Raw genomic sequence first — 25,844 nt, 5'->3', positions numbered from 1 at the left:
AGGTTACCGCGCATGGGTTCCGAGTCAGGTCGCGGGCCGGATCCAGGACCCGTCGGTGATCAGCGCGACGGTCAGCGTGACGGTCGGCGTGGGGGTCAGAAGGCGTCGCGCGGGACGTACTGGCCCCACACGTCGCGCAGGGCGTTGGACACCTCGCCGCCGGTGGCGTTGGCCTCGAGGGCCTCCTTCATCGGCAGCAGCAGGTTGGTGCCGGTGCCCTCGGCCGCCGTCCGGAGCGCGTCGAGCTTGGCCTCGACCGCCGCGTTGTCGCGGGCGGCGCGCAGGTCCGCCAGGCGCTGGCACTGGTCGGCCTCGATCTGCGGGTCCACGCGCAGCGGGTCGTAGTGCTCCTCCTGGTCGATCGTGAACTTGTTGAGGCCCACGACGGTCCGCTCGCCCGAGTCGGTCTCCAGCTGCGTGGCGTAGGCCGAGCGCTCGATCTCCGACTTCTGGAAGCCCTGCTCGATCGCGGGCACGGCACCGCCGAGGTCGTCGACCTTCTTGAGGAGCTCCCAGACGGCCTCCTCGATCTCGTTGGTGAGGGACTCGACGACGTAGGAGCCGGCGAAGGGGTCGACCGTCTTGCAGACGTCGGTCTCGAAGGCGATGACCTGCTGGGTGCGCAGGGCCAGGCGGGCGGCCTTCTGCGTCGGCAGGGCGATGGCCTCGTCGAAGGAGTTGGTGTGCAGCGACTGGGTGCCGCCGAGAACGGCGGCCAGGCCCTGCAACGAGACGCGGACGAGGTTGACCTCGGGCTGCTGGGCGGTCAGCTGCACGCCGGCGGTCTGCGTGTGGAAGCGCAGCATCTGCGACTTGGGGTTCTTGGCGCCGAACTCGTCGCGCATGATCCGCGCCCAGATGCGCCGGGCCGCGCGGAACTTGGCGACCTCCTCGATCAGGGTGGTGCGGGCGACGAAGAAGAAGGACAGGCGCGGCGCGAACGCGTCGACGTCCAGACCGGCGTCGATCGCGGCCTGGACGTAGGCCTTGGCGTTGGCGAGCGTGAACGCGATCTCCTGCACCGGCGTGGCCCCCGCCTCGGCCATGTGGTAGCCCGAGATGGAGATCGTGTTCCAGCGGGGGATCTCCTTGTTGCAGTAGGCGAAGATGTCGGAGATCAGGCGCAGCGACTGGGCCGGCGGGTAGATGTAGGTGCCGCGGGCGATGTACTCCTTGAGCACGTCGTTCTGGATCGTTCCGGTGAGCTGGCCCGCGGCGACGCCCTGCTCGGCGGCGACCAGCTGGTACATCAGCAGCAGGGTCGAGGCCGGGGCGTTGATCGTCATCGACGTCGACACCTTGTCCAGCGGCAGGCCGTTGAACAGCACGCGCATGTCGTCGAGCGAGTCGACGGCGACGCCCACCTTGCCGACCTCGCCGCTGGCCAGCGGCGCGTCGGAGTCGTAGCCCATCTGGGTCGGCAGGTCGAAGGCGACCGAGAGACCACCGGTCCCGGCGTTGACCAGCTCGTGGTAGCGCTGGTTGGACTCCTTGGCGGTGCCGAACCCGGCGTACTGGCGCATCGTCCACGGACGGCCGGTGTACATCGTCGGGTAGACGCCTCGGGTGAACGGGTAGGACCCAGGCCTGCCGAGCTTGTCGTCGGGGTCGAAGCCCTGGAGCGAGGACGCGTCGTAGACCGCCTCCAGCGGCAGGTCCGACTCGGTGCGGGCGGTGGGCTTGTCGGTGCTGTCAGCCATGACTCAAACCCTAGTCGTGCGGTCCCTGCCGGTCGCGCGCACCCCCGCACTAACGCGCCGCCGCTGCGGGCAAGGACGTCGGCGAGGGCGTGGGGTTCAGGTGAGCTCGGGGTAGCCGCGCTCCTTCATCAGCTCGACGATCGACTTGACGTCCTGCGCCTGGCGCCGGGTGGTCACCATCAGCACGTCCGGCGTGTCCACCACGACCACGTCCTCCAGGCCGAGCAGCACCACCTGGCGGCCGGAGCGGTTGACGACCACCCCCGAGGCGTTGCGGATGTGCACGTTGTCGGCCGGGCCGAGCACCGCGACGTTCTGGCGGTCGGGGGTCTCGCCCGCCGACGGCAGCAGGCCCGCGAGGGAGTCGAAGTCGCCCACGTCGTCCCAGCCGAAGTCGCCGGCGATGACGGCGACGCGACCGGCGGCGGCGGCCGGCTCGGCCACCGCGTGGTCGATGGCGATCTTGTCGAGCTCCTTCCACGTCTGGTTGAGCACCCAGGGGTTCGCGGCGATCGCGCGGAGCCCGGCCGCCAGCTCGGGGTGGTACTCCGCGAGCAGGTCGAGCAGCACGGACGCCTTGACGACGAACATGCCGGCGTTCCACCGATAGGTGCCGAGAGAGAGGTATGCCGCAGCGGTGCCCGCGTCGGGCTTCTCGACGAACTCCGACACGAGGCGGGCCCGAGGGGCGCCCTCGACGTGAAGCTCGCCTCCCTCCCGCACGTAGCCGAAACCCGTTGCGGGATAGGTCGGCTCGATGCCGATGGTGACGACGTAGCCCTGGGCCGCCACGTTGACGGCCTCCCTCACGCACGCGTGGAACTGCTCCTCGCCCTCGATCACGTGGTCGGCCGCGAAGGACCCGAGGATCGCGTCGGGGTCACGGCGCTCGAGCACCGCGGCGGCGAGCCCGATGGCTGCCATCGAGTCGCGGGGACCCGGCTCGACCAGCACGTCCCCCGGGGCGACGCGCGGGAGCTGGGCGGCGACCGCCGCCTCGTGGCGGGCCCCCGTCACGACCAGCACCCGGCCGTCGCACAGCGGCGCCAACCGGTCGTAGGTCGACTGCAGCAGCGAGCGCCCCGAACCGGTCAGGTCGTGCAGGAACTTGGGCCGCCCGGACCGCGACAGCGGCCACAGGCGGGTGCCGGCACCACCGGCGGGGATCACGCAGTACAGACGGGGATCGGTGGCCTCGGCAGACATGGGTGACACGCTATCCAACGCGCGCCCCGCGCCTCACCCCTTCCCCAGGATCGGGCGGGTCGGCATACCGGCCGTCATCCGAAGGACACCTGAGCGCCACCCGACACACCCCACCCCGTCTCCCCCGCCTCACCGACGTCACGGATGGTGAGGACGTGCGGATCGCGATCGTCACGGAGTCCTTCCTCCCGTCGCTCAACGGGGTGACCACCAGCGTCTGCCGGGTCCTGGACCGCCTGCTCGAGACCGGGCACGACGCCGTCGTCATCGCCCCCTCCCACGCCCCCGAGAGCTACGCCGGGTTCCCCGTCCGAGCCGTCACCAGCATCCCGGTGCGGCAGTTCCAGGTGGGGCTGCCGACCGGCGAGATCGAGGACGTGCTGCGGGAGTTCCGGCCGGACGTGGTGCACGTGGCGTCGCCGTTCGTGCTCGGGGCGAGGGGCCTGACCGCCGCGGACCGGCTGGGGCTGCCGTGCGTCGCGATCTACCAGACCGACATGCCGAGCTATCTGGAGCAGCACGGCAACGTCGCCGGCGCCGCTACCGGCCGCGCCGCCGCCAAGGCCGCCTGGCGCTGGATCCGGCGCATCCACTCCCTCGCCGACCTGACCCTCGCCCCCTCGAGCGCCGCGCTGAGCGACATCCGCGCGCACGGGGTGCCCCGCACCGGGCTGTGGGGACGCGGCGTCGACACCGGCCTGTTCCGCCCCGAGTGGCGCGAGGACGCCGGGTCGCGGGCGCTGCGCCGGGCGCTCGCGCCGGACGGCCAGGTGCTCGTGGGGTATGTCGGGCGCCTCGCCCCCGAGAAGGAGATCCACCGCCTCGTCGACGTCGCCACGATCCCGGGCACGCGCATCGTGCTGGTCGGCGACGGACCGTCCCGCACCGCCCTGGCCGAGCAGCTCAGCGAAGCGGTGGCGGGCAGCCCGGGGCGGCCCAACCTGCCCCCGGTCTTCCTCGGGCGCCGCTCGGGCGACGACCTCGCTCGCGCCTACGCTGCGTTCGACGTCTTCGCGCACACGGGGACCCGCGAGACCTTCGGCCAGACGCTGCAGGAGGCGGCGGCCTGCCGGCTGCCCGTCGTCGCCCCCGCCATGGGTGGCCCGCTCGACCTCGTCGACCACGGCACGACCGGGTTCCTCTTCGACCCCGCGGACCCCCGCTCGATCGTCGAGCACGTGCGCACCCTCGTCGCGGACCCCGCCCTGCGCGAGGCCATGGGCTCGGCCGGGCTCGTCAAGGTGGAGCCGCGGTCCTGGGCTGCGCTGGTCGACCAGCTCGTCGGACACTACGAGGACGCGATCGCCCGCCACCGCGCCTCCGCCGCCTGACGACCGCCGCTCGACCGTCCAGCGGGGCGTCCGGAACGCAACTTCGTGAGCTCCCAGCCCACGAACGCCCCACCCTGGCCCTCCGGATCGCACCTTTGTGAGCTCCCAGCCCACGAACGCCCCATCCTGGCCCTCCGGATCGCACCTTCGTGAGCTCCCAGCCCACGAACGCCGCGCGGGGCCCGGCGAGGCGGACCAGGCGGTCGTTCCCCGGTGTCGAGGGGACACGAATGTGGCGTAGCGCGGCGTGTCGCGAGCATTCGCGTCCCCTCGGTGGGCGTCGAGGGGACGCGAGGTGGGCTGGGCGGCGCTGCTAGGGTGCCGAGGGGATCAGGCGTCCGGACCGAGGGCGCCAGGGGGATCACGTATGACGCACCACCGCACACCGGGTCGCCGCACGCGCCGGGCTGCCGCCGCTGCGCTCGGCGCCACCCTGACGCTGGGCGGCGTGGCCCAGGCCGCACCCGCGACGACCAGCCGCGCGCCCGCCGCGCCGACACCGGCACCGACCTTCGCGGTCACCCGCACCCCGTGCGCCGGCACGCGCGTGCCGCCACCACCTGCACCGCCCACCCGCCGTGGCCGCGCCGGCGCCACGGCCAGCCCGACGCCGACGCCCACGGCCACCCCGAGCCCGAGCTACTACCCCGCGCCAGTGGTCCGAGCCGGTGAGCACCCCGTCGGCGGCGACCAACTCGGCACCAGCGGCATCGTCACGGCGGTGCCCGCGGGCGTGCCGCAGCCCCCGCAGCTCGACGCGACGTCATACGTGCTCGCCGACCAGCAGACCGGCACGATCCTGGCCGCCAAGGCCCCCCACGCCCACCTCTATCCCGCCAGCACGCTCAAGACCCTCACCGCGCTCACCGTCATGCCGCAGCTCGACCCCAAGCGGGTCGTCACCGCGACCGCGTCCGACCAGGCCGCCGAGGGCACGCGGGTAGGCATGGTGGCCGGCAACCCCTATCCCGTGCACCAGCTCTACGGCGCGCTGCTGATGCAGTCCGCCAACGACGCGGCCTATGCCCTGGCCCGGTCGGCGCCGGGCGGCGTCGCGGGCACCCTGCAGCGCATGAACGCCACCGCGGCCGGGCTCGGCGCCCGCGACACTGTGGCTGTCGACCCGTCAGGGCTGGACGCACAGGGGCAGCGCAGCAGCGCCTACGACCTGGTCGTGATCGGGCGAGCGGCGATGCAGCGCAAGGACTTCCGGTCGTATGTCGGCACGCGCGAGATGCCCTTCCCCGGCGCCAAGCAGCCCGACGGCACCGTGGTGACGCCCTATGCCGTGCCCAACCTCAACCACTTCTTCATGAACTACCCGGGCGCGACGGGGGTCAAGACGGGCTACACGACGGGGGCCCACCGCACGTTCATCGGGTCCGCCACGCGGGGTGGCCGGTCCTATGTCGTGAGCTTCATGTGCTCCGACACGGCCGACTGGCACCACGTGGCCGCCATGATGGACTGGGCGTTCGCCCACGGCACCAAGGTCAGCGGCGTGGGCACCCTGGACACGACGCCGCCGGCGACCCCGACCGGCACGCCCAGCGCCTCCCCCTCGGTGCCGCCCACGGTGACGCCAGTGCCGGCGCCCACCTCCAGCTCCCCCACCGCGGGACAGACGCCGCAGCCGACGGGTGTGGCACGCGCCCTCCTGACGTGGTGGGGCGCAGGCGTGCTCGCCGTGCTGGTGCTCGCCGCCGGCGCCCTCCTGACGCGGCGCCTCGGGCGCAAGCGCTGAGCAGTCGCGGGCGCTGAGCGCAGCGGGCAGGATCAGCTGCCGCAGCTGACGTAGGCCTGGCTGGCGTCCCCGAGCGGGTAGCGGCGGATGGGACGCCATACCTCGTCGTCGCCCTGGACGTAGAGCGAGAACTCGCCGACGGTGAACTGCGCGTGGTAGTCGGCGAGCTCGACGAACGCCTGCTCCAGGGCGTCCTCCGGCAGGCCGTGCGCCACCGTCACGTGCGGGTGGTAGGTGAAGCTCAGGTCGCGCTCCAGCACACCGCGCCGGACCGTCGCCTCGAGCTGCTCGCAGGCCGGGATCCCGCGCGCGACCTGGATGAACACCACCGGCGAGACCGGGCGGAAGGTCCCGGTGCCGCGCAGCTCGAGCGTGAACGGCGCGACCGACGCGGCGGACCGCAGCAGGTGCTCGTGGATGCCGTCCATCGCGGCGTCGTCGACCTCCGTCGGCGGCAGCACCGTCACGTGCGTCGGGATGCCGCGCGCCTGCTCGTCGCCGTAGGACAGCCGCGCGCGCTGCAGCTCGCACCCCCAGGGCTCGGGGATGGCGATCGAGACTCCGATGACCGGCACCGTCACTCCTCCAGGCTCAGCGGTGCCCGGCTGGTCGCAGCAGGCCGACGGCGTCGTAGACCCGACCCAGCGTGGCCGAGGCCACCTCGCGGGCGCGCTCGGCACCGGCAGCGAGGATGCGGTCGAGCTCGGCGGGGTCCTCGAGCAGCTCGTTGGCCCGGTCGCGGAACGGCGTGACCCACTCGACGAGCACCTCGGCGGTCTCCTTCTTGAGGTCGCCGTACATCTTGCCCTCAAAGTGAGCCTCGAGCTCGGCGACCGGCGTGCCGGACAGGACCGAGTGGATCGTCAGCAGGTTGGACACGCCCGCCTTGGTCTCGGGGTCGTAGCGCACGACCGCCTCGGTGTCGGTGACGGCGGAGCGGATCTTCTTGGCGCTCTTGGCCGGGTCGTCCAGGAGGTTGATCAGGCCCTTGTCGCTGGCGGCGGACTTGCTCATCTTGGCCGTCGGGTCCTGCAGGTCCTGGATCTTGGCGCCTTCCTTGACGATGTGCGGCTCGGGGACGACGAGCGTGTCGCCGTAGCGCTGGTTGAACCGGATCGCCAGGTCGCGGGTGATCTCCAGGTGCTGGCGCTGGTCCTCGCCGACCGGGACCTTGGCCGCGTCGTAGAGCAGGATGTCGGCCGCCATGAGGATGGGGTAGGTGAACAGCCCGACGTTGGCCGCGTGGCCCTTGGCGGTCTTGTCCTTGAACTGCGTCATGCGGCTGGCCTCGCCGAACCCGGTCTGGCAGGACAGGATCCACGACAGCTCGGTGTGCTCGGAGACGTGGCTCTGGACGAACAGCGTGGAGCGCTCGGGGTCGACGCCCGCCGCGAGGTACTGCGCCGCCGTGACGCGCGTGCGTCGCCGGATCAGCTCGGGGTCGGTCGCCACCGTGAGGGAGTGCAGGTCGGCGATGAAGTAGAACGCGTCGAACTGCTCCTGCAGCGCCACCCAGTTGACCAGCGCGCCGAGATGGTTGCCGAGATGCAGCGAGTCGGAGGTCGGCTGCATGCCGGACAGGGTGCGTGGGCGGGCGGTGGGCTGGGAGGACATGGCTCTCATTCTGGCAGGGCGGGCGGGGTGGTCCGGGCGGTGGTGGGTCGTGCGGGCGGGTCCGGTCAGGGGTGGCAGGAGCCCAGGCCGTATGCCGGAACCGCTCGGTCCCCGGCATACGGCCGGTGTCTCAGCCCTGCAGGACGGCGCCGTCCTCGACGCGGCTGGGCGCGCCCTCGTCGGGGAGCGTGACGTCGCCCTTGACGACGACGTCGTCCCCGAAGGACCAGTCCCCCTCGACGGTGAACCGGGTCGCCTCGCGCAGCGACGGCAGGCGCTCCGGCACCCGCTGCTCGAAGTCGCCGATCCGCTTGAAGTGCTTGCTGTCCAAGGAGATCACCGGCGCCGCGTCGACCTGCATCGCCAGCGTGCCGTCCTCGCGCAGGTCGTAGACGTCCGAGCGCAGCAGCATGAGCTCGTTGGTCGTCTTGACCGGCAGGAAGCGGCTGCGCGGCACCTCGATGGCCTGGGCCCCCTCGAAGACCTCGACGGCCGCGCCCATGGCGGACTCGATCTGGTAGACCTCGGGGCTGCTGGAGTCCTTGGGGTCGACGGTCTTGACGTTGCGGATGAGCGGCAGCCCGAGGACGCCGTCGCGCGCGGTCAGCTCGTCGTGCAGGCGCTGCAGGTCCAGCCACAGGTTGTTGGTGTGGAAGAACGGGTGGCGGTGCTCGTCGGTGAAGAAGTCCATCTCGTCGTCCGCGGTCTGCGCGGTGTCGCGCAGGATCAGCTGGTCGTCGTCCTTGCGGATCGCGAGGTGACCGCCCTTGCGGTCCATGGCGGTCCGCTGGCACACCTCGGCGGCGTAGGGCGCGCCCGAGGACGCGAACCAGCCGGCGAGGCGGGCGTCCGGGGAGGCGCCGAGGTTGTCGCCGTTGCTGACCGTGGCGTAGCGGAAACCCTTGTCCAGCAACGCCGCCAGGATGCCGGAGGACAGCAGCGAGGGGTAGAGGTCGCCGTGGCCCGGCGGGCACCACTCGAGCTGCGGGTCGTCCGGCCACTCGACGGGCGTCAGGTCGTCCGTGCGCAGCTTGGGCTCCTGGCTCTGCAGGAAGTCCAGCGGGAGGTCCTCGACCTGCAGGTCGGGGTAGCGCTGCAGGGCAGCCAGCGTGTCGGCCCGCGTGTTGAAGGAGTCCATCAGCAGCAGCGGCAGCCGCACGCCGTAGCGCTCGCGCGCCGCCAGCACCTGCTGCACCACGATGTCCAGGAAGGACTTGCCGTCCCGCACGGGCAGCAGCGACTTGGCCTTGCTCATGCCCATCGACGTGCCCAGCCCGCCGTTGAGCTTGATCACGACGGTCCGGCCCAGCGCCTCGCGCGCCGTCTCCTCGTCGATGTCGGCCGCCTCCAACGACGGCGGGTCGGTCAACGGCCGGATCGAGTCCTCGAGGATGACGCCGGTGGCCCCGCCCTCCAGCTCGCCGTAGTAGTGGCTGAAGACCTCGATCGCCGTGGGGTGGACCCCGGCGTCGGTCATGACCTGCTGCGCGCGCGCGAGTCCGTCGTGGCTCATGGCACCACTTTCGTGTCCAGGGGGTGTCGGGGGCAACTCGACGGCCGTCAGCCCTTGGTCGCCCCGAGGGTCAGCCCGGCGACGAAGTGCTTCTGGAGGGCGAAGTAGATGGCGAGGGTGGGCACGGCCACGATCAGCGAGCCCGCCGCGACGAGGTTGTTGTCCGTGAAGAACTGGCCCCGCAAGTTGTTCAGCGAGCTGGTGACGGGGTACTTGTCACCGCTCTGCATCAGCACCGTCGCCCAGAAGAACTCGTTGTAGATCCAGGTCACCTCGAGGGTCGCCAAGGCCGCGAGCGGCGGTCGGCACAGCGGGAGCGTCATCTGCCAGAACTGCCGCCAGACGCTGGCCCCGTCGACCATCGCCGACTCGTAGAGCTCCTTGGGGATGGTCTTCATGTAGTTGCTCAGCACGAAGGCGCAGAAGCCCGTCTGGAAGGCGACGTTGACGATGATCAGCCCCCAGTAGCTGTCCAGCAGGGTGCCCGAGTCGCTGAACCAGAAGGGCACCTCGGCCCGCTGGAAGAGCCGGAAGACCGGGATCAGCAGCGCCTGCGGGGGCAGGAGGTTGGCGGCGGTGAACACCGCGAGCAGCACGAGGTTCCACCGCGAGCTGAACCGCGCCACCACGAAGGCGATGGAGCAGGCCAGGGCCAGGGTCAGCAGCACCGCCGGCACCGTGATGATGGCGGAGTTGAGGAACTTCTGCGTGAAGTCGGCCTGCTCCCAGGCGTTGCGGTAGTTGTCGAGGGTGAAGCCGCCGAAGGACAGATAGCCGTGCTGCGCGGTGTAGTCGTAGGACCGCAGGCTGGCGAGCACGGCGTAGCCGAGCGGGAACAGCCACAGAAGGGCCATCACCAGCAGGAAGCCGTGCGTCGCCCACCGGCCCGCGGTCATCGGGCGCCGGCCGCTGGGCCGCAGCACCTCGGTCGTGGTGCTCACTTCTCCTCCTTCATGACGATGCGCAGGTAGACGGCGATGAAGAGGGACGAGATCACGAGCATGATCGTCGCCAGCGCCGAGCCGAAGCCGATGCGCTGGGCCTCGCCGACGATGTTGCGCGTCACCTCGGTGGAGATCAGCTCGAGGCCGTTGCGTCCCTTGTTGATGACCCACACGAGGTCGAAGGCCCGCAGGGACTCGATGACCGTGACGACCAGGACGATGATGTTGATCGGGGCCAGCACCGGGAACACGACCTTGAAGAAGGTCTGACGCTCCCCCGCCCCGTCGACCTTGGCCGCCTCCCGCAGCGACAGGTCGACGCCCTTGAGGCCGGCGAGGTAGAGCAGCATGATGTAGCCCGTGTGCCGCCAGGTGGTCGCGATGAGGGCGGCCCACAGGTTGTAGCTCGAGTCGCCGTACCAGTCGATCGTCCACCCCGTGACGGCGTTGATGAAGCCCTGGTCCCGGGAGAACATCAGCTGCCAGATGAAGCCGACGAGGGCCATCGACAGGACGACCGGCAGGTAGAAGGACGACTGGTAGAACTTGGTGCCCCGGGACTCGCGGTCGATCAGCACGGCGAGGAACATCCCGAGCGGCGTCGCGACGAAGAACAGGACCGCCAGCCAGATCAGGTTGTGCTGGATGGCGGGCCAGAACGCCGGATAGGTGTTGACGGCCTCGTCGTAGAACTGCCCGCCGACCGGGACGGCCTCGGAGAACGGCGAGAGGCCGTCCCAGTCGAAGACGGACAGCACGACCGTCGCGATGGCGGGCAGCCACACCAGGCCGACCACCACGAGGGTAGGCACCAGGACCATCAGCGCGATGGTGACCCGGTCCCCTCCCGACAACCGCGTCCCCCGACGAGAAGGGCGGCGACGCGTCGACGCTGTCGTGGTGCTCATGAGGTGAAGATGGTCTTCTTCTGCTTCTCGATCTGGCTCACGATCGAGTCGACGTCGCCGGGGTTCTTGATGAACGACTGCAGGGCGGGGGTCACGACCGTCGAGGCGAAGTCGGGCCGCGAGTCACGGTCGAGGAACTGGGCGATCGACTTGGCCTGCTCGACGAAGTCCAGGGAGGCCTTCTGCAGAGGCGTGTACTTCGCCGTCGTGGCCTGGTCCGAGCAGGCGATGACGGACGGGTCGGCCTGGACGAGCGTGTCCTGCGCCGGACCGGTCGCGAGGTAGCCGAGCAGCTTCTTGGCGCCCTCCTGGTTGCGGGGGCGCTTGGACATCATGTAGCCATCGATCGGGGCGTCGATGGCGTCCGCACCGATGGTCGAGTCGATCTCCGGGAAGTTGAAGAACTTGAGGTCGGCCTGCTCGGCGCCCTTGGCGAACTGCTGCGCCAGGAAGGTGCCCATGTAGTACATGCCGGACTGGCCCCTCTGCAGCGACTGGGCCCCCTCCTGCCAGGTGCGTCCGAGCGAGTCGGGCTGGTGGACCGGGAGCAGCTGGCGCCACACGTCGAAGACCTTCTTGACCTTGGCCCCCGACCAGTCCTCCTTGCCCGCCATCAGGTTGACGTGGAAGTCGTAGCCGTTGACGCGCAGGTTGAGGATGTCGAAGGTGCCCATCGCCGGCCAGCCGTCCTTGTCGGCGAACGCGATCGGCGCCAGCCCGTCCTTCTTCATGCGCCCGGCCAGCGCGACGAGCTCGTCGAGGGTCTTGGGCACCGTGTAGCCGTGCTTGTCGAAGACGCTCTTGCGGTAGTGGACCGCCCACGGGTAGTAGGTCGTGGGCACGAGGTACTGCTTGCCGTCGGCGCCGGTCGAGGCCTTCTTGACCGCCTCGCTGTAGGCCGCGCCGGAGCCCCAGACGTCGGAGACGTCACCGATCAGCCCCTTCTCGGCGAAGAAGCGCATGCGATAGCCGGCGAACCAGGTGAACACGTCGTCCGGCGAGCCCTGCAGGTAGGTGTTGATGTTCTCCTGGAAGGAGTTGTGGTCGATGGTGTTGATCGCGACGTCGAGGCCCTGGTTGGCGGCCTCGAAGCCCTTGACGATCGCCTCCACCGCGGCCTTGGGCACCGCGTCCGACTGGTTGGACCCGAGCTTGAGGGTGCCCGTGGCGGAGCCGGACGACGAGCCGCCGCCACCGCCGCAGGCGGCCAGCAGCGCGGGCAGCGTGGCCGCCGCCCCCAGCCCGGCGACGCCCTTGAGGATGCTCCGGCGGCTCGGCTGGTGCGCGCGGACGGAGGAGGGGACCAGCGAGGCGAGGTACTCGCCCTCGGAGGACGGACGCGGCATGACGGCTCCTTCGACGATGAAGTAGCGGGCGTGAGATGTGCGGCTCGGTCACAACGAGGCCCGCCACTCACACATTTCCGCTCAGTTGGCGATGATCGTTCACCCGCACGCCAGCACCTGTCAAGACCTATGTGCACTTCTGTTGACAACTCGCACAATGTCTCACACGATGGACCGCATGCGACAGTGGCCTGACAACGGTGTGGCCTACGGCGGGGACTACAACCCCGAGCAGTGGCCCCGCAGCACGTGGGACGAGGACGTCGAGCTCATGCGCCGGGCGGGGGTCACCTTCGTCACGCTCGGGGTGTTCTCCTGGTCCTGGCTCGAGCCCAAGGCGGGCGTCTACGAGTTCGAGTGGCTCGACACGATCATGGACAAGCTGGCGGCCGCGGGCATCGCGGTCGACCTGGCCACCGCCACCGCGGCCCCGCCGGTCTGGCTGAGCCAGGAGCACCCCGACACGCTCCCGGTGGACCGCGAGGGGCACGTGCTCGGTCAGGGTTCGCGGCAGGCCTGGTGCCCCAGCTCGACGACCTTCCGCGACCACGCCGTGGCGCTGACGGCGCAGATGGCCCGGCGCTACCACGACCACCCGGCCCTCGCGATGTGGCACGTGTCCAACGAGTACGGCTGCCACAACGTCCCGTGCTACTGCGACCGCTGCGCGGCGGCCTTCCGCACCTGGCTGCAGGCCCGGCACGGCACCCTCGAGGCGCTGAACGACTCGTGGGGGACGGCCTTCTGGAGCCAGCGCTACACCGACTGGGAGCACGTCCTGCCCCCGCGGGCCACGCCCACGATCAACAACCCCACGCAGGTCCTGGACTACACGCGCTTCCAGTCCGACCAGCTGCTCGCCCAGCACGACGCCGAGCTGGCGGTCCTGCGCGAGCTGTCGCCCGGCGTCCCCGTCACCACCAACTTCATGACGATGACCGGGTTCCGTCACCTCGACTACCACTCCTGGGCCTCGCACGTGGACGTGGTCAGCACCGACCACTACCGGGTGGACGCCCTGCCCGACCCCACCGCCGAGCTGTCGCTGTCCGCCGCCATCACCCGCGGCGTCGCCGGGGGCCGGCCCTGGATGCTCATGGAGCACTCCACCAGCGCGGTCAACTGGCAGCCCGTCAACCCGGCCAAGCCCGCGGGGCAGCTGCTGCGCGACAGCCTGTCCCACGTCGCGCACGGCGCGGACACCGTGGGCTACTTCCAGTGGCGGGCCTCGCGGGCCGGCGCCGAAAAGTACCACTCGGCGATGCTGCCCCACGCCGGCCCGGACACCCGTCGGTTCGCCGAGGTCAGCCGCCTCGGGGAGATCCTCGGCCGTATGCCGGACCTCCTCGGCAGCCGCGTCGAGGCACGCGTGGCGGTCCTGTGGGACTACGAGGCGCAGTGGGCCGCCGGCGGACCCGCCCTGCCGTCGGAGGCGCTCGACTACCCGGACGCGGCGCTGGCGGTGCACCGCGCGCTGCGCGACCTGCACGTCACGGCGGACGTCGTGCACCCGGGCGCGGACCTCGAGGGCTACGACGTCGTCGTGGTCCCCACCCTGTATCTCGTGCGCGACGAGCACGCCACCGCCGTCGCCGACGCCGCCGCACGCGGGGCGCACGTCGTCGTCACCTACTTCTCCGGCATCGTCGACGAGCACGACCACATCCGCCTCGGCGGCTACCCCGGCGCGTTCCGCGACCTGCTGGGCGTGCGCTGCCAGGAGTTCTCCCCCCTCCGCGTTGGCGAGCAGGTGCGGCTCGACGACGGCACGACCGGCACCGTGTGGTCCGAGGACCTCGACGCCGTCGACTGCGAGGTGCTGGCGCGCTACGCCGACGGGCCGCTCGACGGTGGCCCCGCCATGACGCGCCGCCGCGTCGCGGGCGGCGGCTCGGCGACATACGTCAGCACGCTCCTCGACGACGAGGGCTGGCGCCGCCTGCTCGACGGACTGCGAGCGGAGGCGGGCATCGACCGCGTGGCCGAGGCGTCACCCGGCGTCGAGCTCGTGCGGCGGTCCGGCGACCGCGGGTCCTGGCTCTTCGCGATCAACCACGGGGACACCACCGCCGAGGTGACGGCGTCGGGGCACGACGTCGTGGCGGACGCCCCGGTCGAGGGACGCGTCGCGCTGGCCGCCGGCGGGGTCGCCGTCATCCGCGAGACCGGGACCGAGAGGGACTGAGGTCCGTGCTCCCCCACCAGCGCAGGGACACCCTCCTCAAGGAGGTGCAGTCGTCGGGCGCCATCCGGGTCGTCGACGTCGCAGACGCCCTCGGCGTCTCGGAGATGACCATCCGGCGCGACCTCGAGGAGCTCGACCGGCTCGGGCTCGTGCGTCGCGTGCACGGCGGCGCCACCTCGCTCGGTCCCGGCGCCAGCGACGAGCCGGGCTTCGCGGCCAAGGCGACTCGCGAGCTCGCCGCCAAGCAGGCCATCGCCCAGGCCGCCCGTGAGCTGGTCAAGCCCGGCATGACGATCGCCATCTCGGCGGGGACGACGACCTACGCCTTCGCCGCGACCGTGGCGGACGTCGAGGACCTCACCGTCGTGACCAACAGCACGGACACCGCGGACCTGCTCTTCGACGCGCTGCCCCGCTCCAGCCAGGTCGTCGTCACCGGAGGCGTGCGCACCCGCTCCCACGCGCTCGTGGGACCGGTCGCGATCTCGGCGCTGCGGGGGCTGCACGTCGACCTGGTCTTCCACGGCTTCCACGGCTTCGACCCGGAGGCGGGGTTCACCTGCCCCAACCTCGCCGAGGTCGCCACGGCCCAGGCGATGATCGACTGCGGTCGCAGCCTCGTCGTGCTCGTCGACCACACCAAGGCGGGCGTCGTCGCTCTCGCCGGTGTGGTCCCGCTCAGCCGCGCCGACGTCGTCGTGACCGACTCGCTGCTCGGCGACCACGACCGGGCCGCCCTGTCCGAGCACGTCCCCGACGTCGTCGTGGCGTCGGTCTGACCGCGCTGGACGAGCTGCGCTCGGCGAGACTCGTCGCACCGAGCCACCCGACCTGAGCACAACCCATGAGGATCGCACCGTGCGATCGCACCGTGAGGAGAACACCGTGACCAGCGCACGCGACCGCGCCGAGGAGACCTTCCGCGAGACCTTCGGGGCCGAGCCGTCCGGGGTCTGGGCGGCCCCCGGACGCGTCAACCTCATCGGCGAGCACACCGACTACAACGACGGCCTGTGCCTGCCCATTGCCCTGCCCCACCGCGCGTATGCCGCAGCCCGACGGCGTGACGACGACCGGCTCGTGCTGGTGTCCGCCGACATACCGGACAGCCGCGCGGAGGTGGAGCTCTCCGACGTCGCCGCCGGCACGCCGGGCGGGTGGGCGTCCTATGCGGCCGGGGTGCTGTGGGCGCTGCGGGACGCGGGTCACGAGGTGCACGGCCTGGACGTCGCCGTGGCCTCCGACGTGCCGATCGGGGCGGGCCTGTCCTCCTCGGCGGCGCTCGAGGGCTGCGTGGGGGCCGCCGCCTCGGACCTCTTCGGCCTCGGGCTGCTCGACTCCGACGAGGGCCGATCACGGCTCGCCGAGGTGTGCATGCGCGCCGAGAACGTCATCGCCGAGGCCCCCACCGGCGGGCTCGACCAGGCCGCCGCGATGCGCTGCGCCGAGGGCCACGCGCTGCTGCTCGACTGCCGCGACGGGTCGACGCGCCTGGTGCCCTTCGACCTCGACGCGCACGACCTCGAGCTGCTCGTCGTCGACACCCGCGCCACGCATGCCCTGACGGACGGCCAGTACGGCGAGCGCCGCAGCGCCTGCGAGGCCGCCGCCGAGGCGCTGGGGATCGTGTCGCTGCGCGAGATCGCGTCCTCCGAGCTGGAGTCGACGCTGTCCCGGCTGGACGACGAGGTGCAGCGCCGTCGGGTGCGGCACGTGGTCACCGAGATCCAGCGGGTCCGCGACTGCGTGGAGGCGCTCTCGGCCGGCGACTTCGCCGAGGTGGGGCGGCTGTTCGACGCGTCCCACGAGTCGCTGCGCCACGACTACGAGGTCACGGGGACCGAGCTCGACCTGGTCGCCGACACCGCCCGCGCCGAGGGTGCCCTGGGAGCGCGTATGACGGGCGGCGGGTTCGGCGGCTCCGCGATCGCCCTGGTGCGCCGCGGGACCGGTGACCAGGTGGCGGCCGCGGTGGCGCGGGCCTTCGCCGAGGCGGGGCTGGGCGCGCCGCAGCACTTCGTGGCCACGGCGGCGGCTCCGGCCGAGCGCCTCGCCTGATCTTGTCGCTGGGGTGAGCCAGAGTGGTCGCAGACCGCCCGCACCGCCCGCACCCCGACTCCATTGGTCACCAGTGACGTTTTGGATCGTTCATAAGGGCCGCTGGGACGTGATTGGTGACCAATGGCGTCGGGTGCGAGTGCGGGTGCGGGGCTGGTGGGGGTGCGGGGCGAGAGGGCGGGGCGGGTCAGCCAACGGCGCTGAGGCCCCAGCGGACGAGCCGGGTGCCCACTGCACCGGCGGGGGCTGCGAGCGCGGGGCGGGCGAGGCCCAGCTCGTCGCGGGCCCACCCCGGCAGCAGGTCGACCGCGCCTCGCGCCAGCAGCTGATAGCCGGGACGCGCCGGACGCGGCAGCGGCGGCTCGCGCAGCAGGAAGTCGGCGGCGTCCCGGGCAGCAGGAGTCACCCGCAGCTCGGGCCGGTAGCCGGCCAACGCCTCCTCGAGCTCGCGGACGGTCGCCGGCAGGTCCCCGGCCCCGAGGCGGGCGGCGGGGATGGCGGTCTGGGCGACATAGGTGTCGGCCTCGGCCGGGGTGAGGGGCCGCGAACCGTGGCGCTGGTGCCCGGTCAGGAAGGACCAGACCTCGGCGACGTGCACCCAACGCAGGAGGTGCGGATCGCTCGCGCGATAGGGCCAGCCGAGGTCGTCCTTGCCCCGGACGCGCTCGTGCACGCTGCGGACGGTGGCGATGGCCTGCTCCGCGTGCTCGATCGTGCCGAAGGTCGTGGTCGCCAGGTAGTGGCTGGTGCGCTGCAGCCGCCCCCACGGGTCGCCGCGATAGCCGCTGTGCCCCGCGACCCCGGCCATGGCGGAGGGGTGCAGGGACTGGAGCAGCAGCGCCGTGATCCCGGCGGCGAACATCGACGCGTCACCGTGCACGCGCCAGATCGGGTCGTCCTCGGTGAACCACCGCTCGCCGGGCGTGCCCCAGATGCGGTCGTGGGCGGCCACGGCGTCGGCGCCGGCGACCTTCTCCCGCACGGCCTCGCCGATGCGACGCTGCAGAGATCGGGGCAGGGACAGCGCGCTGGACAAGGGCCTGAACAAGGGCCTAGGCAGCGAGGTGGGCGCTGCGGGCGCTGGGTCGGCCCCGTGCTCAGACATCGGCTCCGTCCTGGCCGGGGGTGGTGTGCTCGCTCGGAACCGCGTCCGCGCCACCGTCGGGAGCCGTGCCGCCGAGACCGGTCTCGGACACCTCGCCCCCGCCGTCGCCGGCCGTGCCGTCGGCGCCCTCCACCCGCTCGTCGCGTCGAGCCTCGTCGCGTCGGTCCTCGTCGTTCGCCGCGCGCTGGCCGGTCGTGTCGCTCATGTCGGTGCCTCTCGACGGAGGGGCCGGTCGCGGCGGCGAGGTGCGCGCCGGTGGGTGGCCCCGGTGCTCACCATTGTGCGGTCGCCTGCCGCCCCGCAGCGAGATGACGCCGGCCGGCGGCTCTGGGCCGGCGCCACGTGGTCAGCATCGCGAGCGCCAGCAGGAGCTCGGCGATGTCCCCGCCGTAGTACATGAGCTCCCCCGCGCCCCGCAGCTCGACCGCCGAGACGGGCACCTGGACGAGCGCTCCGGCATACAGCAGCTGGGACAGCACCGCGTGCCCGGTGACAGCCACCCCGAGGACGACCAGCCTGGCGGTGACGGATGGTCGACGGGGCCGGGTCAGGGCCGGCGATGGCGTGGGCGAAGAGATACCCGGCGACAAGGAAGTGCAGGTGCACGAGGTGGTGCAGGACAGGACGCTGGGTGGTGGCGACGTAGAGGGGGGTGAGGTACAGGACGAGGAGACCGCCGAGGTTGAGCACGAGGGCCGTGACCGGGTGGGTGACGACGCGCAGCGGCGCCACGTGCAGCAGTCGTCCGAGCACCCGCCCGTGCCGTGGCGGCAGCGTGCGCAGCAGCAACGTGGCAGGGGCACCCATGACCAGCAGCAGCGGTGCGTACATCCCGATCAGCAGGTGCTGCAGCATGTGCCCCCGGAAATCGCCGGCCGGGAACGGGGACAGCGCGGGCACCAGCGCCATCCCGAGCAGGCCTGCCCCGGTGACGAAGCTCACCGTGCGCCAGCCGCTCCAGGACCCGTGCCGGCGCGCCTGGCGGCGGGCCAGCACGGCATACGACCCTGCAGCAGCAGCGGTGAGACCCAGGACGACGGCGGGCAGGAAGGCCTCCGGCCCACCGGTGGAGGCGGCACCGCCATGAGCAAGGATCACCGCGGGCCTCGGTCGCCGGGTGAGCCCTCCCGGCCGATGACCACCGCGCCGTCAGCCACGACGCCCGGCCGAGCCGACCGCTGCAAGAGCCAGCCGCCGAGGACCAGAAGAGCGCCCAGCCCCAGGAAGGCGAGGTCCGCCAGTGTCTGGTGGGGGCCGCTGACGACGTGATGGATCCCCAGGACGTGGTGGTCGACGATGCCCTCGACGAGGTTGAAGAGCCCCCACCCCGCCAGGATCCAGCCCCAGAGCACACGGGAGGCCCAGGCCCGGCGGTGGTCGTGCGTGATCCGCGCGTAGAGGATCCCCAGCCCGGCCAGGACGCAGAGCCAGGTGAAGGTGTGGAACAGGCCGTCCCACAGCGTGTTCATCTGCAGCCCGTGCACCGTGGTGGCCGGGTAGTCGCCGATGGGGATGTTGGCCGTCGACGCGCTGGTCAGCATGTGGTGCCACTGCAGCACCTGGTGCAGGAGGATCCCGTCGACGAAGCCGCCGAGGCCCACACCGAGGAGGATGCCGGGCAGGGTGATGCTCCGCGGCTCGGAAGATCCGGGCGAGAGCGGGTCGCTGGACGCTGCCATGCGACCACGCTAGGGCGCCGAACGAGCTGGCGGGCGCTTGCGCGACGCCGCTCGCCAGGACCCATCGACCGCCAAGCCGCCCACGGCCCGCGCCAGGTCGTACCGTGACCGCATGCCCACCCAGAACGCCCCCGAGGCCACGTCCTCGGGCACCCCCACGCTGCGCCGCGCCGTCACGACGACCGGCCTGTTCCTGTTCATCCTCGGCGACGTGCTGGGGGCGGGCGTCTACGTCCTCGCCGGCAAGATCGCCGGCACCGCGGGAGGCGCCGTCTGGGTGCCTCTGGTGGTGGCCCTGCTGCTGGCGCTGCTCACCGCGGCGTCCTACGCCGAGCTCGCCACGAAGTACCCGCGCGCGGGCGGCTCGTCGCACTACGCCACGCGCGCGTTCGGGCCGTTCGTCGGCTTCCTGGTCGGCTTCTGCATGCTCGCGGCCGGCATCGTCTCGGTCGGTGCGCTGGCGCTGGGCTTCGCGGGCGACTACCTGGCGGCCTTCGTGACGCTACCGACGGTGGGCGTCGTGGTCGTCTTCCTCGCCCTGCTGGCGGCGCTCAACGCGCGTGGCATCTCCGAGTCGATGGGCGCCAACGCCGTCGCCACGATCATCGAGGTCGGCGGCCTCGTGCTCATCGTGATCCTCGGGATCGTCGTCATCGCGCGCGGCGACGGCGACCTCAGCCGGCTGACCCAGCTCGGCACCGCGGAGCACTCTCCGATCAGCGCCGTGCTGGCGGGCAGCGTGCTGGCGTTCTACGCCTACGCCGGCTTCGAGACCAGCGCGAACGTCGCCGAGGAGACCAAGGACCCCGCCCGCTCCTACCCGCGGGCGTTGTTCGGAGCCCTCGTGGTCGCCGGGCTGGTCTATGCCGGCGTCGGCGTCGCCGCCAGCGCGATCGTGCCCACCGACCAGCTGGCGTCCTCGAGCGCTCCCCTGCTGGAGATCGTGAAGGCGGCGGGCGGCATACCCCCGGTGCTGTTCTCGGTCATCGCGCTCGTCGCCGTCGCCAACGGTGCCCTGCTCACCGGCATCATGTCCTCGCGCCTCGCCTATGGCATGGCTCGCGACGGCCTGCTGCCCTCGGCGCTCGAGCGGGTGCTGCCACAGCGCCGCACCCCGTGGGTCGCCATCCTGGCCACCACGGCGCTGTCGCTGCTGCTCGCGCTGACGGGCACGATCGAGGTGCTGGCCAGCACCATGGTCCTGCTGCTGCTCGTGGTCTTCTCCGCCGTGAACCTAGCGGTGCTCGTGCTGCGCCGCGACGAGGTCTCGCAGCGCCACTTCCGCGCGCCGGTGGTCCTGCCCGTGCTCGGACTGCTCTCGTGCCTGCTGCTGGCGACGCGGGTGGATGCGGAGACCTGGCGCTACGGACTGCCGTTCCTCGCGGTGGGTGCACTGCTGGCCGGGATCGCCGCCTGGCGCCGCCGTACCCCCGCCTGACCCCGATGACGCCCGCCTGACCCGCCGCGGGCAAAGGCATCAGCCTGGGGAACCAAGACCGGTCGATGCACCTGCCGCCGGCGGGTGAACGTTCAACACTTTGCGTGACGGATGATGACTCTGCGTCATACAGTTCCCCCCATGACCGACTTCTCCCCCTCACGTCGGGCCCTGCTCGGCGGTGCCGGTGCGGCCGCCGCGACCCTCGCCCTCCCCCTCGGCATCCCGACGGCTCAGGCCGCCGCCGCCCGCAACGTCCGCCTCTGGCGCTGCCTCGGCTCCGCCCTCAGCGGCGGCTACCACACGGGCACCCGCTACACCAACGGCTCCATCGTCATGGGCAGCCCGCAGGGGCGCACGACCTACACCGACCCCTACGGCCCGCGCACCACGCGGACCTATGACCACGGCACGTGGACGACCGGGTGGTACACGCCGGAGTTCGCGATGACGCAGGTCATCCCCTCGTGGCGGGCCATCACGCCGGGCGGCACCTGGATCTCCGTCTGGGTGCAGGCGATCACCACCAGCGGCGCCACCACCGCATGGTTCTCGCTCGGGCGCTGGTCCGACATCCAGCCCGGCTCCCCCTACCGCACGACCGTGAACGGTCAGTCCGACGCCTACGCCACCGTCGCGACGGACACACTGCGCGCCAAGGCGGGCTACGCGTTCAAGAGCTGGCGGCTGCGGGTGACCCTCTATCGCCCCGCCGGCTGGACCGCGACCCCCACCGTCACCGCCGCCAACGTCATGTCCTCGGCCATCCCCACCGGCTCGACGATCAGCGTCCCGGTGAGCCCGGTCGGCGTGGCCCGCGGCGTCGTCCTCGGCGTGCCGACCTACAGCCAGATGGTGCACACCGGCCACTACCCGTCCCTCAACGGCGGAGGCGAGGCCTGGTGCTCGGGCACGTCGACGGCGATGATCCTCGACTACTGGAAGGCCGGCCCCACCAGCACCGAGGTCGCCTGGGTCAACCCCAAGCCCCACGCCAACCCGCAGGTCGACCATGCCGTCGCCAAGGTCTTCGACTACGGCTACAACGGCTCGGGCAACTGGGCCTTCAACACCGCGTATGCCGGAACCCGGGGCCTGGACGCGTTCGTCACGCGGTTGCGGTCGCTGAACGAGGCCGAGCGCTTCATCAAGGCGGGCATCCCGCTGGCGATCTCGACGTCGTTCACCAGCTCGCAGCTGTCGGGCGCGGGGTTCGGGACCAACGGGCACCTGATGGTGATCGTCGGCTTCGACTCGGCGGGCAACGTCGTGGTCAACGACCCGGCGTCGGGGATGCGGGCGTCCAACGCCTACGTCCGCAAGACCTACAACCGCGCGCAGCTCGAGAACGCGTGGGCCCGCTCCGGCGGCACGACCTACGTGATGCGACCGACCTGGAAGGCCCTGCCGACGGCTCTGACGCAGCGCAACTGGTGAACCTACCTCGGGTAGTCACACTCGCCTGGCGTGCCAACCCAGGCGGATGTACCTACCTCAGGTAGTCACACTCGCCTGGCGTGCGAACCCAGGCGGACGTGCCTACCTGAGGTAGGTCCGGGCGGGGCGTGGAATGAATCGCGAGCCGTGACCAATGGTTGCTGTACGCGCAGGACAAGGGCCGACTGGATCATTGATCCTTCAAATAACCTGTGGGTGTGACGCAGCGTCATACTCTCTAGTCCATACGCCATAGACGCCAGCCCGGGCCCCTCAAGGTCCGGGCTGACGCATGCCCCTGCCCGCTCGCCCGGAGTCCTCATGCCCCTCCCCCTCGACGGCCCCGCCGCCGGCCTGCTGCTGCACGCCGTCGGCGCCGGCGCCGTCTTCGCCGCCGCCTACGCCCTCGCCCGCCTCCGCTTCGCCCCGAAGGAGGCCGCACGTGGCACCGACGCTGCACCGCTGGACTGAGCTCCACACGGGCGCGGCCCTGCTCGCGGTCACCGCCGCGGCCGCCAGCGCCGCCGTCATGTCCCAGTCGGGGGCCGCCAGGCCGGTCCTCGTCGGGCTGGTCGTGGTCACCGTCGTCGCCGGGCTCCTCACCGACGGCTTCCTCGGGCTCGGGGTCGGCGTGGCCACCGCCGCGGCCGGCGTCGTCACGATCCAGCGCCTCGGCACCGGGGACAACGCCCACTTCACCGCCCTCGTCATGATCGTCGGCGCCCTCGTCGTGCTCGGCTGGGTCGCCGGCCTGCTCGGCGCCTCCGCCCGCGCCCACCGGCGGGCCCTCGAGCGAGGCCGCCCCGCCGACGTGCAGCCGGCCCTGGCCTCCCTCGGCCTGCTGCCCGCCGACGTCGCCGAGCTGCGCGCCGACGAGGAGATCGCCCGCGCCCGCCGCCACGACCGCCCGCTGGCCGTCGTCGCCCTCGAGGTCGAGCCCCGCTCCGCCGACGTGGACGAGGCGCTGCTGCAGGCGACCCGCCGCGCCGTCGCCCGACTCGTCGAGCACCGCCTCCGCCGCTCGGACGCACCGTTCGCGCTCGACGCCGGCAGCGTGGCGGCCGTCCTCCCCGAGACCGACGAGCGGGGGGCCGCTGCTCTGGCCGGGCTCCTCGTGCAGGAGGCCCCGGTGCTGTCCGTCCGCGACCGCGGGCGTGGGGGTGCCGTCGAGGTCGGGTCCGTCGCCACCCTGCGGTGCGCCGTCGTGGAGCTGGCGGGTCGGCATACGACCGCTTCGGACCTGCTCGACGAGGCCCGTGCGGCCCTGCGCGACGAGCAGCCGGCGGAGGTCGTGCGATGACCCGCTCGCTCGTCGGCGTCGGGGTGCTGCTGCTGCTCTGCATCGCGATCATGACCTACTGGCGCAGCGCCACCCAGGCCCACCGCCGCCGCCTCGACCAGCTCGACGTCCGCCTGCACGTCAACGGGATCCGCGGCAAGTCCACCGTCACGCGGCTGCTCGCGGGAGTCCTGCGCGAGGGCGGCTACGTCACGGTGGCCAAGACGACCGGCTCGGCCGCCCGCGTCATCGCCCCCAACGGCCACGAGACGCCCATCGCCCGCCGCGGCGCCGCCACCATCAACGAGCAGATCGACGTCGTCGCCGAGCACGTCCAGCGCGACGTCGAGGCGCTGGTCATCGAGTGCATGGCCGTGCGCCCGCTCTACCAGCAGTACTCCCAGGAGTTCATGGTCCGCTCCGACATCACGGTCATCACCAACGTGCGCGAGGACCACCAGGAGGAGATGGGCGAGACCCTCGAGGAGATCGCCGACTCGCTGTCCGCGACCATCCCCACCGGCGGCATCCTGGTCACCGGCGAGGGCCGCCAGCACCTGCGAGACCGGTTGGCGGTCAACGCGGCTCGTCGTGGCAGCACCCTGATGTATGCCGACCCCGCCGAGGTCACCGACGAGGACATGTGGGGCTTCGACTACCTGCAGTTCCGCGACAACGTCGCCATCGGCCTCACCGTCGCGCGGCTGCTGGACTTCCCGCGCGAGGTGGCGATCCGCGGCTTGTGGAAGTCGGTGCCGGACGTGGGTGTCGTGCGGCTGCGGACCTACGACATCCTCGGCAAGCGCATCCTGTGGGTCCCGCTGTTCGCGGCCAACGACCGCGAGAGCGTGATCCTCACCTTCCAGAACCTCCAGGCGCAGTTCCCGCCGGACGCCCCCGTCATCGGCATCCTCAACAACCGCCACGACCGCGGCCGGCGCGCCGAGCTGTTCTCCCACATGGTCCCCGACGACCTGGACGAGTTCCTCGACCACGTCATCACCTTCGGGGCCTACGAGGAGACGGTGACCGCCACCATGGTCGAGCGCGGCTACGGCCGCGAGCGCATCCACCAGCTCGGCGAGACCGTCCAGCCGTCGCTCGACCAGATCCTGCAGACGATCGTCGACCTCGTGCCCGGCCGCGACGGCGTGCTCGTCGGCATGGTCAACATCCACACCGACCAGGCCGAGCTGCTCATCGAGCACTTCGCGCACCTGCTCGGCGACGCGCAGGACGACGAGATCGCCGAGGCCCGCCTGCTCGCCCGCGCGCCGCTCGGACGTCAGCGGATCGTGTCCGGCATCAGCCACACCCGCCGCGCGGAGGCCCTGCGTGCCTGAGTACTCCTTCACCCCCGAGGTCGTTCGCCTCACGATCCTCGCGGGCGTCGTCGTCAGCATGCTCGTCTACGAGCGGATCCAGCTGACCACGGGCGGGGCGATCGTCCCCGCCTACCTCTCGCTGGCCCTCAGCCGGCCCATCGCCGTGATCGTGACCATCGCCCTCGGCTACCTGACCTACCTCATCGTCAACAAGGTGATCGGCCGCCGCCGGATCCTCTACGGCCGCAGGAAGTTCGAGATCGAGGTGCTGGTCGGGCTCGCCCTGATCATGGTCACCACCGGGCTCGCGCACCTCGGCGGACGGCTGGACCCGATGCTTCTCGGCATCACCGGCATCGGCTTCCTGGTCCCCGGGATCCTCGCCCACGACATGGCTCGCCAGAAGCCCGGCCGCACCGTCGGCGTCGTGATCGCCACCGCCTGCTCGCTCGGCGTCGTCGCCTGGCTCGCCTCCGCGGTCCTCGCGATCGCCCCCGGCTCCAACGTCGACCAGCCCCAGCACCTCGCCTCGGTCCTCGGCTACCACCGCGAGCTGCTGCTGTATGCCGTGGCCATGAGCGTGCTCGTCGGCATGGCGGTGTACTCGAAGCTGGGGCTCCGCTCCGGCGGGTTCATCACCGGCGCCTACCTCGCCCTGGTCGGGCCACGCTGGTCCGACCTGCTCTTCACCGCCGTCGTCGCCCTGGTCACGTGGGCGATCGTCGTCCACGTCCTCATGCCGCGGCTGCTGCTGTTCGGCCGGCGCAAGCTGTCGGCGCTGCTCCTCGTGGGCTCGGTGGTGGCCTGGGCCACCGAGATCACCATGACCTGGCGCAGCCACGGTGACTTCGTGCCGTGGCGCGGCCTCACCGCCGCCACGATCATGGTCCCCTCCCTCATCGCCAACGACGTGCAGCGCCAGGGCTGGGAGCGCACCGTCTGGGGCACCGGGCTCACCGCCACCGGCGTGTATGCCGGAGCCACCCTGACCGCCGCGATCGCCACCGCAGGAGGTTGGCTGTGAGCACCCAC

23 protein-coding genes and 1 pseudogene are annotated in these 25,844 nt (G+C 71.8%); 11 read left to right on the top strand and 13 right to left on the bottom strand.

The genetic code is table 11. The features are described from left to right. Window positions 1-95: 95 nt before the first annotated feature. Both K313_RS0113680 and K313_RS0113675 read right to left on the bottom strand, forming a co-directional pair. Window positions 96-1,700: an acyl-CoA mutase large subunit family protein gene (locus K313_RS0113680; RefSeq protein ID WP_029212077.1), complete on the bottom strand. Its 1,605-nt coding sequence runs from the start codon at window positions 1,698-1,700 to the stop codon at window positions 96-98. Window positions 1,701-1,796: 96 nt separating this feature from the next. After that, the gene (locus tag K313_RS0113675; RefSeq protein WP_029212076.1) at window positions 1,797-2,906 is read right to left on the bottom strand and encodes a mannose-1-phosphate guanylyltransferase; all 1,110 of its coding nucleotides are present in this window, start codon (window positions 2,904-2,906) and stop codon (window positions 1,797-1,799) included. A gap of 155 nt (window positions 2,907-3,061) precedes the next feature. Here K313_RS0113675 and K313_RS0113670 point away from each other — a divergent pair, with 155 nt between their 5' ends. Further along, window positions 3,062-4,237, top strand: coding sequence for a glycosyltransferase family 4 protein (locus K313_RS0113670; RefSeq protein WP_029212075.1), 1,176 nt, complete (start codon window positions 3,062-3,064; stop codon window positions 4,235-4,237). A 367-nt stretch (window positions 4,238-4,604) separates the two neighbouring features. Continuing rightward, the gene (locus K313_RS22500) at window positions 4,605-5,981 is read left to right on the top strand and encodes a D-alanyl-D-alanine carboxypeptidase family protein (RefSeq protein WP_029212074.1); all 1,377 of its coding nucleotides are present in this window, start codon (window positions 4,605-4,607) and stop codon (window positions 5,979-5,981) included. Window positions 5,982-6,013: 32 nt separating this feature from the next. Here the strand turns inward: K313_RS22500 and K313_RS0113660 are convergent, their stop codons facing one another. The 6 genes from K313_RS0113660 to K313_RS0113635 all read right to left on the bottom strand — a co-directional run bounded on the left by K313_RS0113660 (window position 6,014) and on the right by K313_RS0113635 (window position 12,306). Beyond that, on the bottom strand, window positions 6,014-6,556 hold the full coding sequence (locus tag K313_RS0113660; RefSeq protein WP_019284189.1) for a 2'-5' RNA ligase family protein: 543 nt from the start codon (window positions 6,554-6,556) through the stop codon (window positions 6,014-6,016). A gap of 16 nt (window positions 6,557-6,572) precedes the next feature. Further along, a complete protein-coding gene (gene trpS / locus K313_RS0113655; RefSeq protein ID WP_029212072.1) occupies window positions 6,573-7,595 on the bottom strand; it encodes a tryptophan--tRNA ligase in 1,023 nt (340 codons plus the stop codon). Between the two features lie 130 nt (window positions 7,596-7,725). Next, window positions 7,726-9,108: a UTP--glucose-1-phosphate uridylyltransferase gene (locus tag K313_RS0113650; protein ID WP_029212071.1), complete on the bottom strand. Its 1,383-nt coding sequence runs from the start codon at window positions 9,106-9,108 to the stop codon at window positions 7,726-7,728. A gap of 47 nt (window positions 9,109-9,155) precedes the next feature. Further along, on the bottom strand, window positions 9,156-10,049 hold the full coding sequence (locus tag K313_RS0113645; protein WP_029212070.1) for a carbohydrate ABC transporter permease: 894 nt from the start codon (window positions 10,047-10,049) through the stop codon (window positions 9,156-9,158). Further along, a complete protein-coding gene (locus K313_RS0113640) occupies window positions 10,046-10,873 on the bottom strand; it encodes a carbohydrate ABC transporter permease (protein WP_240483984.1) in 828 nt (275 codons plus the stop codon). Before K313_RS0113640 ends, K313_RS0113645 begins: the two co-directional genes overlap by 4 nt. An 83-nt stretch (window positions 10,874-10,956) precedes the next feature. Further along, complete coding sequence (locus tag K313_RS0113635; protein ID WP_029212068.1) at window positions 10,957-12,306, bottom strand: ABC transporter substrate-binding protein; 1,350 nt, start codon at window positions 12,304-12,306, stop codon at window positions 10,957-10,959. 178 nt (window positions 12,307-12,484) lie between these two features. On the opposite strand from K313_RS0113635, the gene K313_RS0113630 reads away from it, so the two are divergent. The 3 genes from K313_RS0113630 (at window position 12,485) to galK (ending at window position 16,549) form a co-directional block, all read left to right on the top strand. Next, window positions 12,485-14,491, top strand: a complete 2,007-nt coding sequence (locus K313_RS0113630) for a beta-galactosidase (RefSeq protein ID WP_029212067.1) — start codon at window positions 12,485-12,487, stop codon at window positions 14,489-14,491. 5 nt (window positions 14,492-14,496) lie between these two features. Beyond that, window positions 14,497-15,270 carry a DeoR/GlpR family DNA-binding transcription regulator gene (locus K313_RS0113625; protein ID WP_029212066.1) on the top strand — a complete coding sequence of 258 codons (774 nt, stop codon included), beginning with the start codon at window positions 14,497-14,499 and terminating at the stop codon, window positions 15,268-15,270. Window positions 15,271-15,376: 106 nt separating this feature from the next. Next, window positions 15,377-16,549 (top strand): galactokinase, encoded by a 1,173-nt coding sequence (galK, locus tag K313_RS0113620; RefSeq protein ID WP_029212065.1) that lies wholly within the window; start codon window positions 15,377-15,379, stop codon window positions 16,547-16,549. A 187-nt stretch (window positions 16,550-16,736) separates the two neighbouring features. Here the strand turns inward: galK and K313_RS0113615 are convergent, their stop codons facing one another. The 5 genes and pseudogenes from K313_RS0113615 to K313_RS0113600 all read right to left on the bottom strand — a co-directional run bounded on the left by K313_RS0113615 (window position 16,737) and on the right by K313_RS0113600 (window position 19,333). Further along, window positions 16,737-17,654 carry an oxygenase MpaB family protein gene (locus tag K313_RS0113615; protein ID WP_084412846.1) on the bottom strand — a complete coding sequence of 306 codons (918 nt, stop codon included), beginning with the start codon at window positions 17,652-17,654 and terminating at the stop codon, window positions 16,737-16,739. Then, complete coding sequence (locus tag K313_RS0113610; protein WP_029212063.1) at window positions 17,647-17,859, bottom strand: hypothetical protein; 213 nt, start codon at window positions 17,857-17,859, stop codon at window positions 17,647-17,649. Before K313_RS0113610 ends, K313_RS0113615 begins: the two co-directional genes overlap by 8 nt. Window positions 17,860-17,926: 67 nt before the next feature. Beyond that, window positions 17,927-18,154: a hypothetical protein gene (locus K313_RS24950; RefSeq protein ID WP_029212062.1), complete on the bottom strand. Its 228-nt coding sequence runs from the start codon at window positions 18,152-18,154 to the stop codon at window positions 17,927-17,929. A 34-nt stretch (window positions 18,155-18,188) separates the two neighbouring features. Next, window positions 18,189-18,650: pseudogene (locus K313_RS24945) on the bottom strand (cytochrome c oxidase assembly protein); the annotation flags it as partial. Window positions 18,651-18,748: 98 nt separating this feature from the next. Then, a complete protein-coding gene (locus K313_RS0113600) occupies window positions 18,749-19,333 on the bottom strand; it encodes a DUF2243 domain-containing protein (RefSeq protein WP_019284196.1) in 585 nt (194 codons plus the stop codon). A 112-nt stretch (window positions 19,334-19,445) separates the two neighbouring features. On the opposite strand from K313_RS0113600, the gene K313_RS0113595 reads away from it, so the two are divergent. The 6 genes from K313_RS0113595 (at window position 19,446) to K313_RS0113570 (ending at window position 25,836) form a co-directional block, all read left to right on the top strand. Continuing rightward, the gene (locus K313_RS0113595) at window positions 19,446-20,771 is read left to right on the top strand and encodes an APC family permease (RefSeq protein ID WP_019284197.1); all 1,326 of its coding nucleotides are present in this window, start codon (window positions 19,446-19,448) and stop codon (window positions 20,769-20,771) included. A gap of 141 nt (window positions 20,772-20,912) precedes the next feature. Next, window positions 20,913-22,208 carry a C39 family peptidase gene (locus K313_RS0113590; protein ID WP_029212061.1) on the top strand — a complete coding sequence of 432 codons (1,296 nt, stop codon included), beginning with the start codon at window positions 20,913-20,915 and terminating at the stop codon, window positions 22,206-22,208. A gap of 321 nt (window positions 22,209-22,529) precedes the next feature. Beyond that, a complete protein-coding gene (locus K313_RS23605) occupies window positions 22,530-22,679 on the top strand; it encodes a hypothetical protein (protein ID WP_019284199.1) in 150 nt (49 codons plus the stop codon). After that, entirely contained in the window at window positions 22,651-23,508 is an 858-nt protein-coding gene (locus K313_RS0113580; protein ID WP_029212060.1) for a hypothetical protein, read from the top strand. The genes K313_RS23605 and K313_RS0113580 overlap by 29 nt, the downstream gene beginning before the upstream one ends. Continuing rightward, window positions 23,505-24,830: a poly-gamma-glutamate synthase PgsB gene (pgsB, locus tag K313_RS0113575; protein WP_029212059.1), complete on the top strand. Its 1,326-nt coding sequence runs from the start codon at window positions 23,505-23,507 to the stop codon at window positions 24,828-24,830. The genes K313_RS0113580 and pgsB overlap by 4 nt, the downstream gene beginning before the upstream one ends. Beyond that, on the top strand, window positions 24,823-25,836 hold the full coding sequence (locus tag K313_RS0113570) for a poly-gamma-glutamate biosynthesis protein PgsC/CapC (RefSeq protein ID WP_029212058.1): 1,014 nt from the start codon (window positions 24,823-24,825) through the stop codon (window positions 25,834-25,836). Before pgsB ends, K313_RS0113570 begins: the two co-directional genes overlap by 8 nt. The last annotated feature ends 8 nt before the right edge of the window (window positions 25,837-25,844 follow it).

It is taken from the genome of Arsenicicoccus bolidensis DSM 15745 (genome assembly GCF_000426385.1).
In the GTDB taxonomy this organism is placed as follows: Bacteria; Actinomycetota; Actinomycetes; order Actinomycetales; family Dermatophilaceae; genus Arsenicicoccus; species Arsenicicoccus bolidensis.
Note: the sequence above shows the minus strand (reverse complement) of the source record. Positions and strands in the feature narration are given on the sequence as shown.

Bases quoted from the DNA above. Each gene is read 5' to 3' on its own strand.
- K313_RS0113595 (WP_019284197.1), top strand. From the start codon at position 19,446: ATGCCCACCCAGAACGCCCCCGAGGCCACGTCCTCGGGCACCCCCACG.
- K313_RS0113630 (WP_029212067.1), top strand. From the start codon at position 12,485: ATGCGACAGTGGCCTGACAACGGTGTGGCCTACGGCGGGGACTACAAC.
- K313_RS0113590 (WP_029212061.1), top strand. From the start codon at position 20,913: ATGACCGACTTCTCCCCCTCACGTCGGGCCCTGCTCGGCGGTGCCGGT.
- K313_RS0113600 (WP_019284196.1), bottom strand. From the start codon at position 19,333: ATGGCAGCGTCCAGCGACCCGCTCTCGCCCGGATCTTCCGAGCCGCGG.
- trpS (WP_029212072.1), bottom strand. From the start codon at position 7,595: ATGTCCTCCCAGCCCACCGCCCGCCCACGCACCCTGTCCGGCATGCAG.
- K313_RS0113640 (WP_240483984.1), bottom strand. From the start codon at position 10,873: ATGGTCCTGGTGCCTACCCTCGTGGTGGTCGGCCTGGTGTGGCTGCCC.
- K313_RS0113650 (WP_029212071.1), bottom strand. From the start codon at position 9,108: ATGAGCCACGACGGACTCGCGCGCGCGCAGCAGGTCATGACCGACGCC.
- K313_RS0113615 (WP_084412846.1), bottom strand. From the start codon at position 17,654: ATGTCTGAGCACGGGGCCGACCCAGCGCCCGCAGCGCCCACCTCGCTG.
- K313_RS0113680 (WP_029212077.1), bottom strand. From the start codon at position 1,700: ATGGCTGACAGCACCGACAAGCCCACCGCCCGCACCGAGTCGGACCTG.
- K313_RS22500 (WP_029212074.1), top strand. From the start codon at position 4,605: ATGACGCACCACCGCACACCGGGTCGCCGCACGCGCCGGGCTGCCGCC.
- K313_RS0113675 (WP_029212076.1), bottom strand. From the start codon at position 2,906: ATGTCTGCCGAGGCCACCGATCCCCGTCTGTACTGCGTGATCCCCGCC.
- K313_RS23605 (WP_019284199.1), top strand. From the start codon at position 22,530: ATGCCCCTCCCCCTCGACGGCCCCGCCGCCGGCCTGCTGCTGCACGCC.
- pgsB (WP_029212059.1), top strand. From the start codon at position 23,505: ATGACCCGCTCGCTCGTCGGCGTCGGGGTGCTGCTGCTGCTCTGCATC.
- K313_RS0113635 (WP_029212068.1), bottom strand. From the start codon at position 12,306: ATGCCGCGTCCGTCCTCCGAGGGCGAGTACCTCGCCTCGCTGGTCCCC.
- K313_RS0113610 (WP_029212063.1), bottom strand. From the start codon at position 17,859: ATGAGCGACACGACCGGCCAGCGCGCGGCGAACGACGAGGACCGACGC.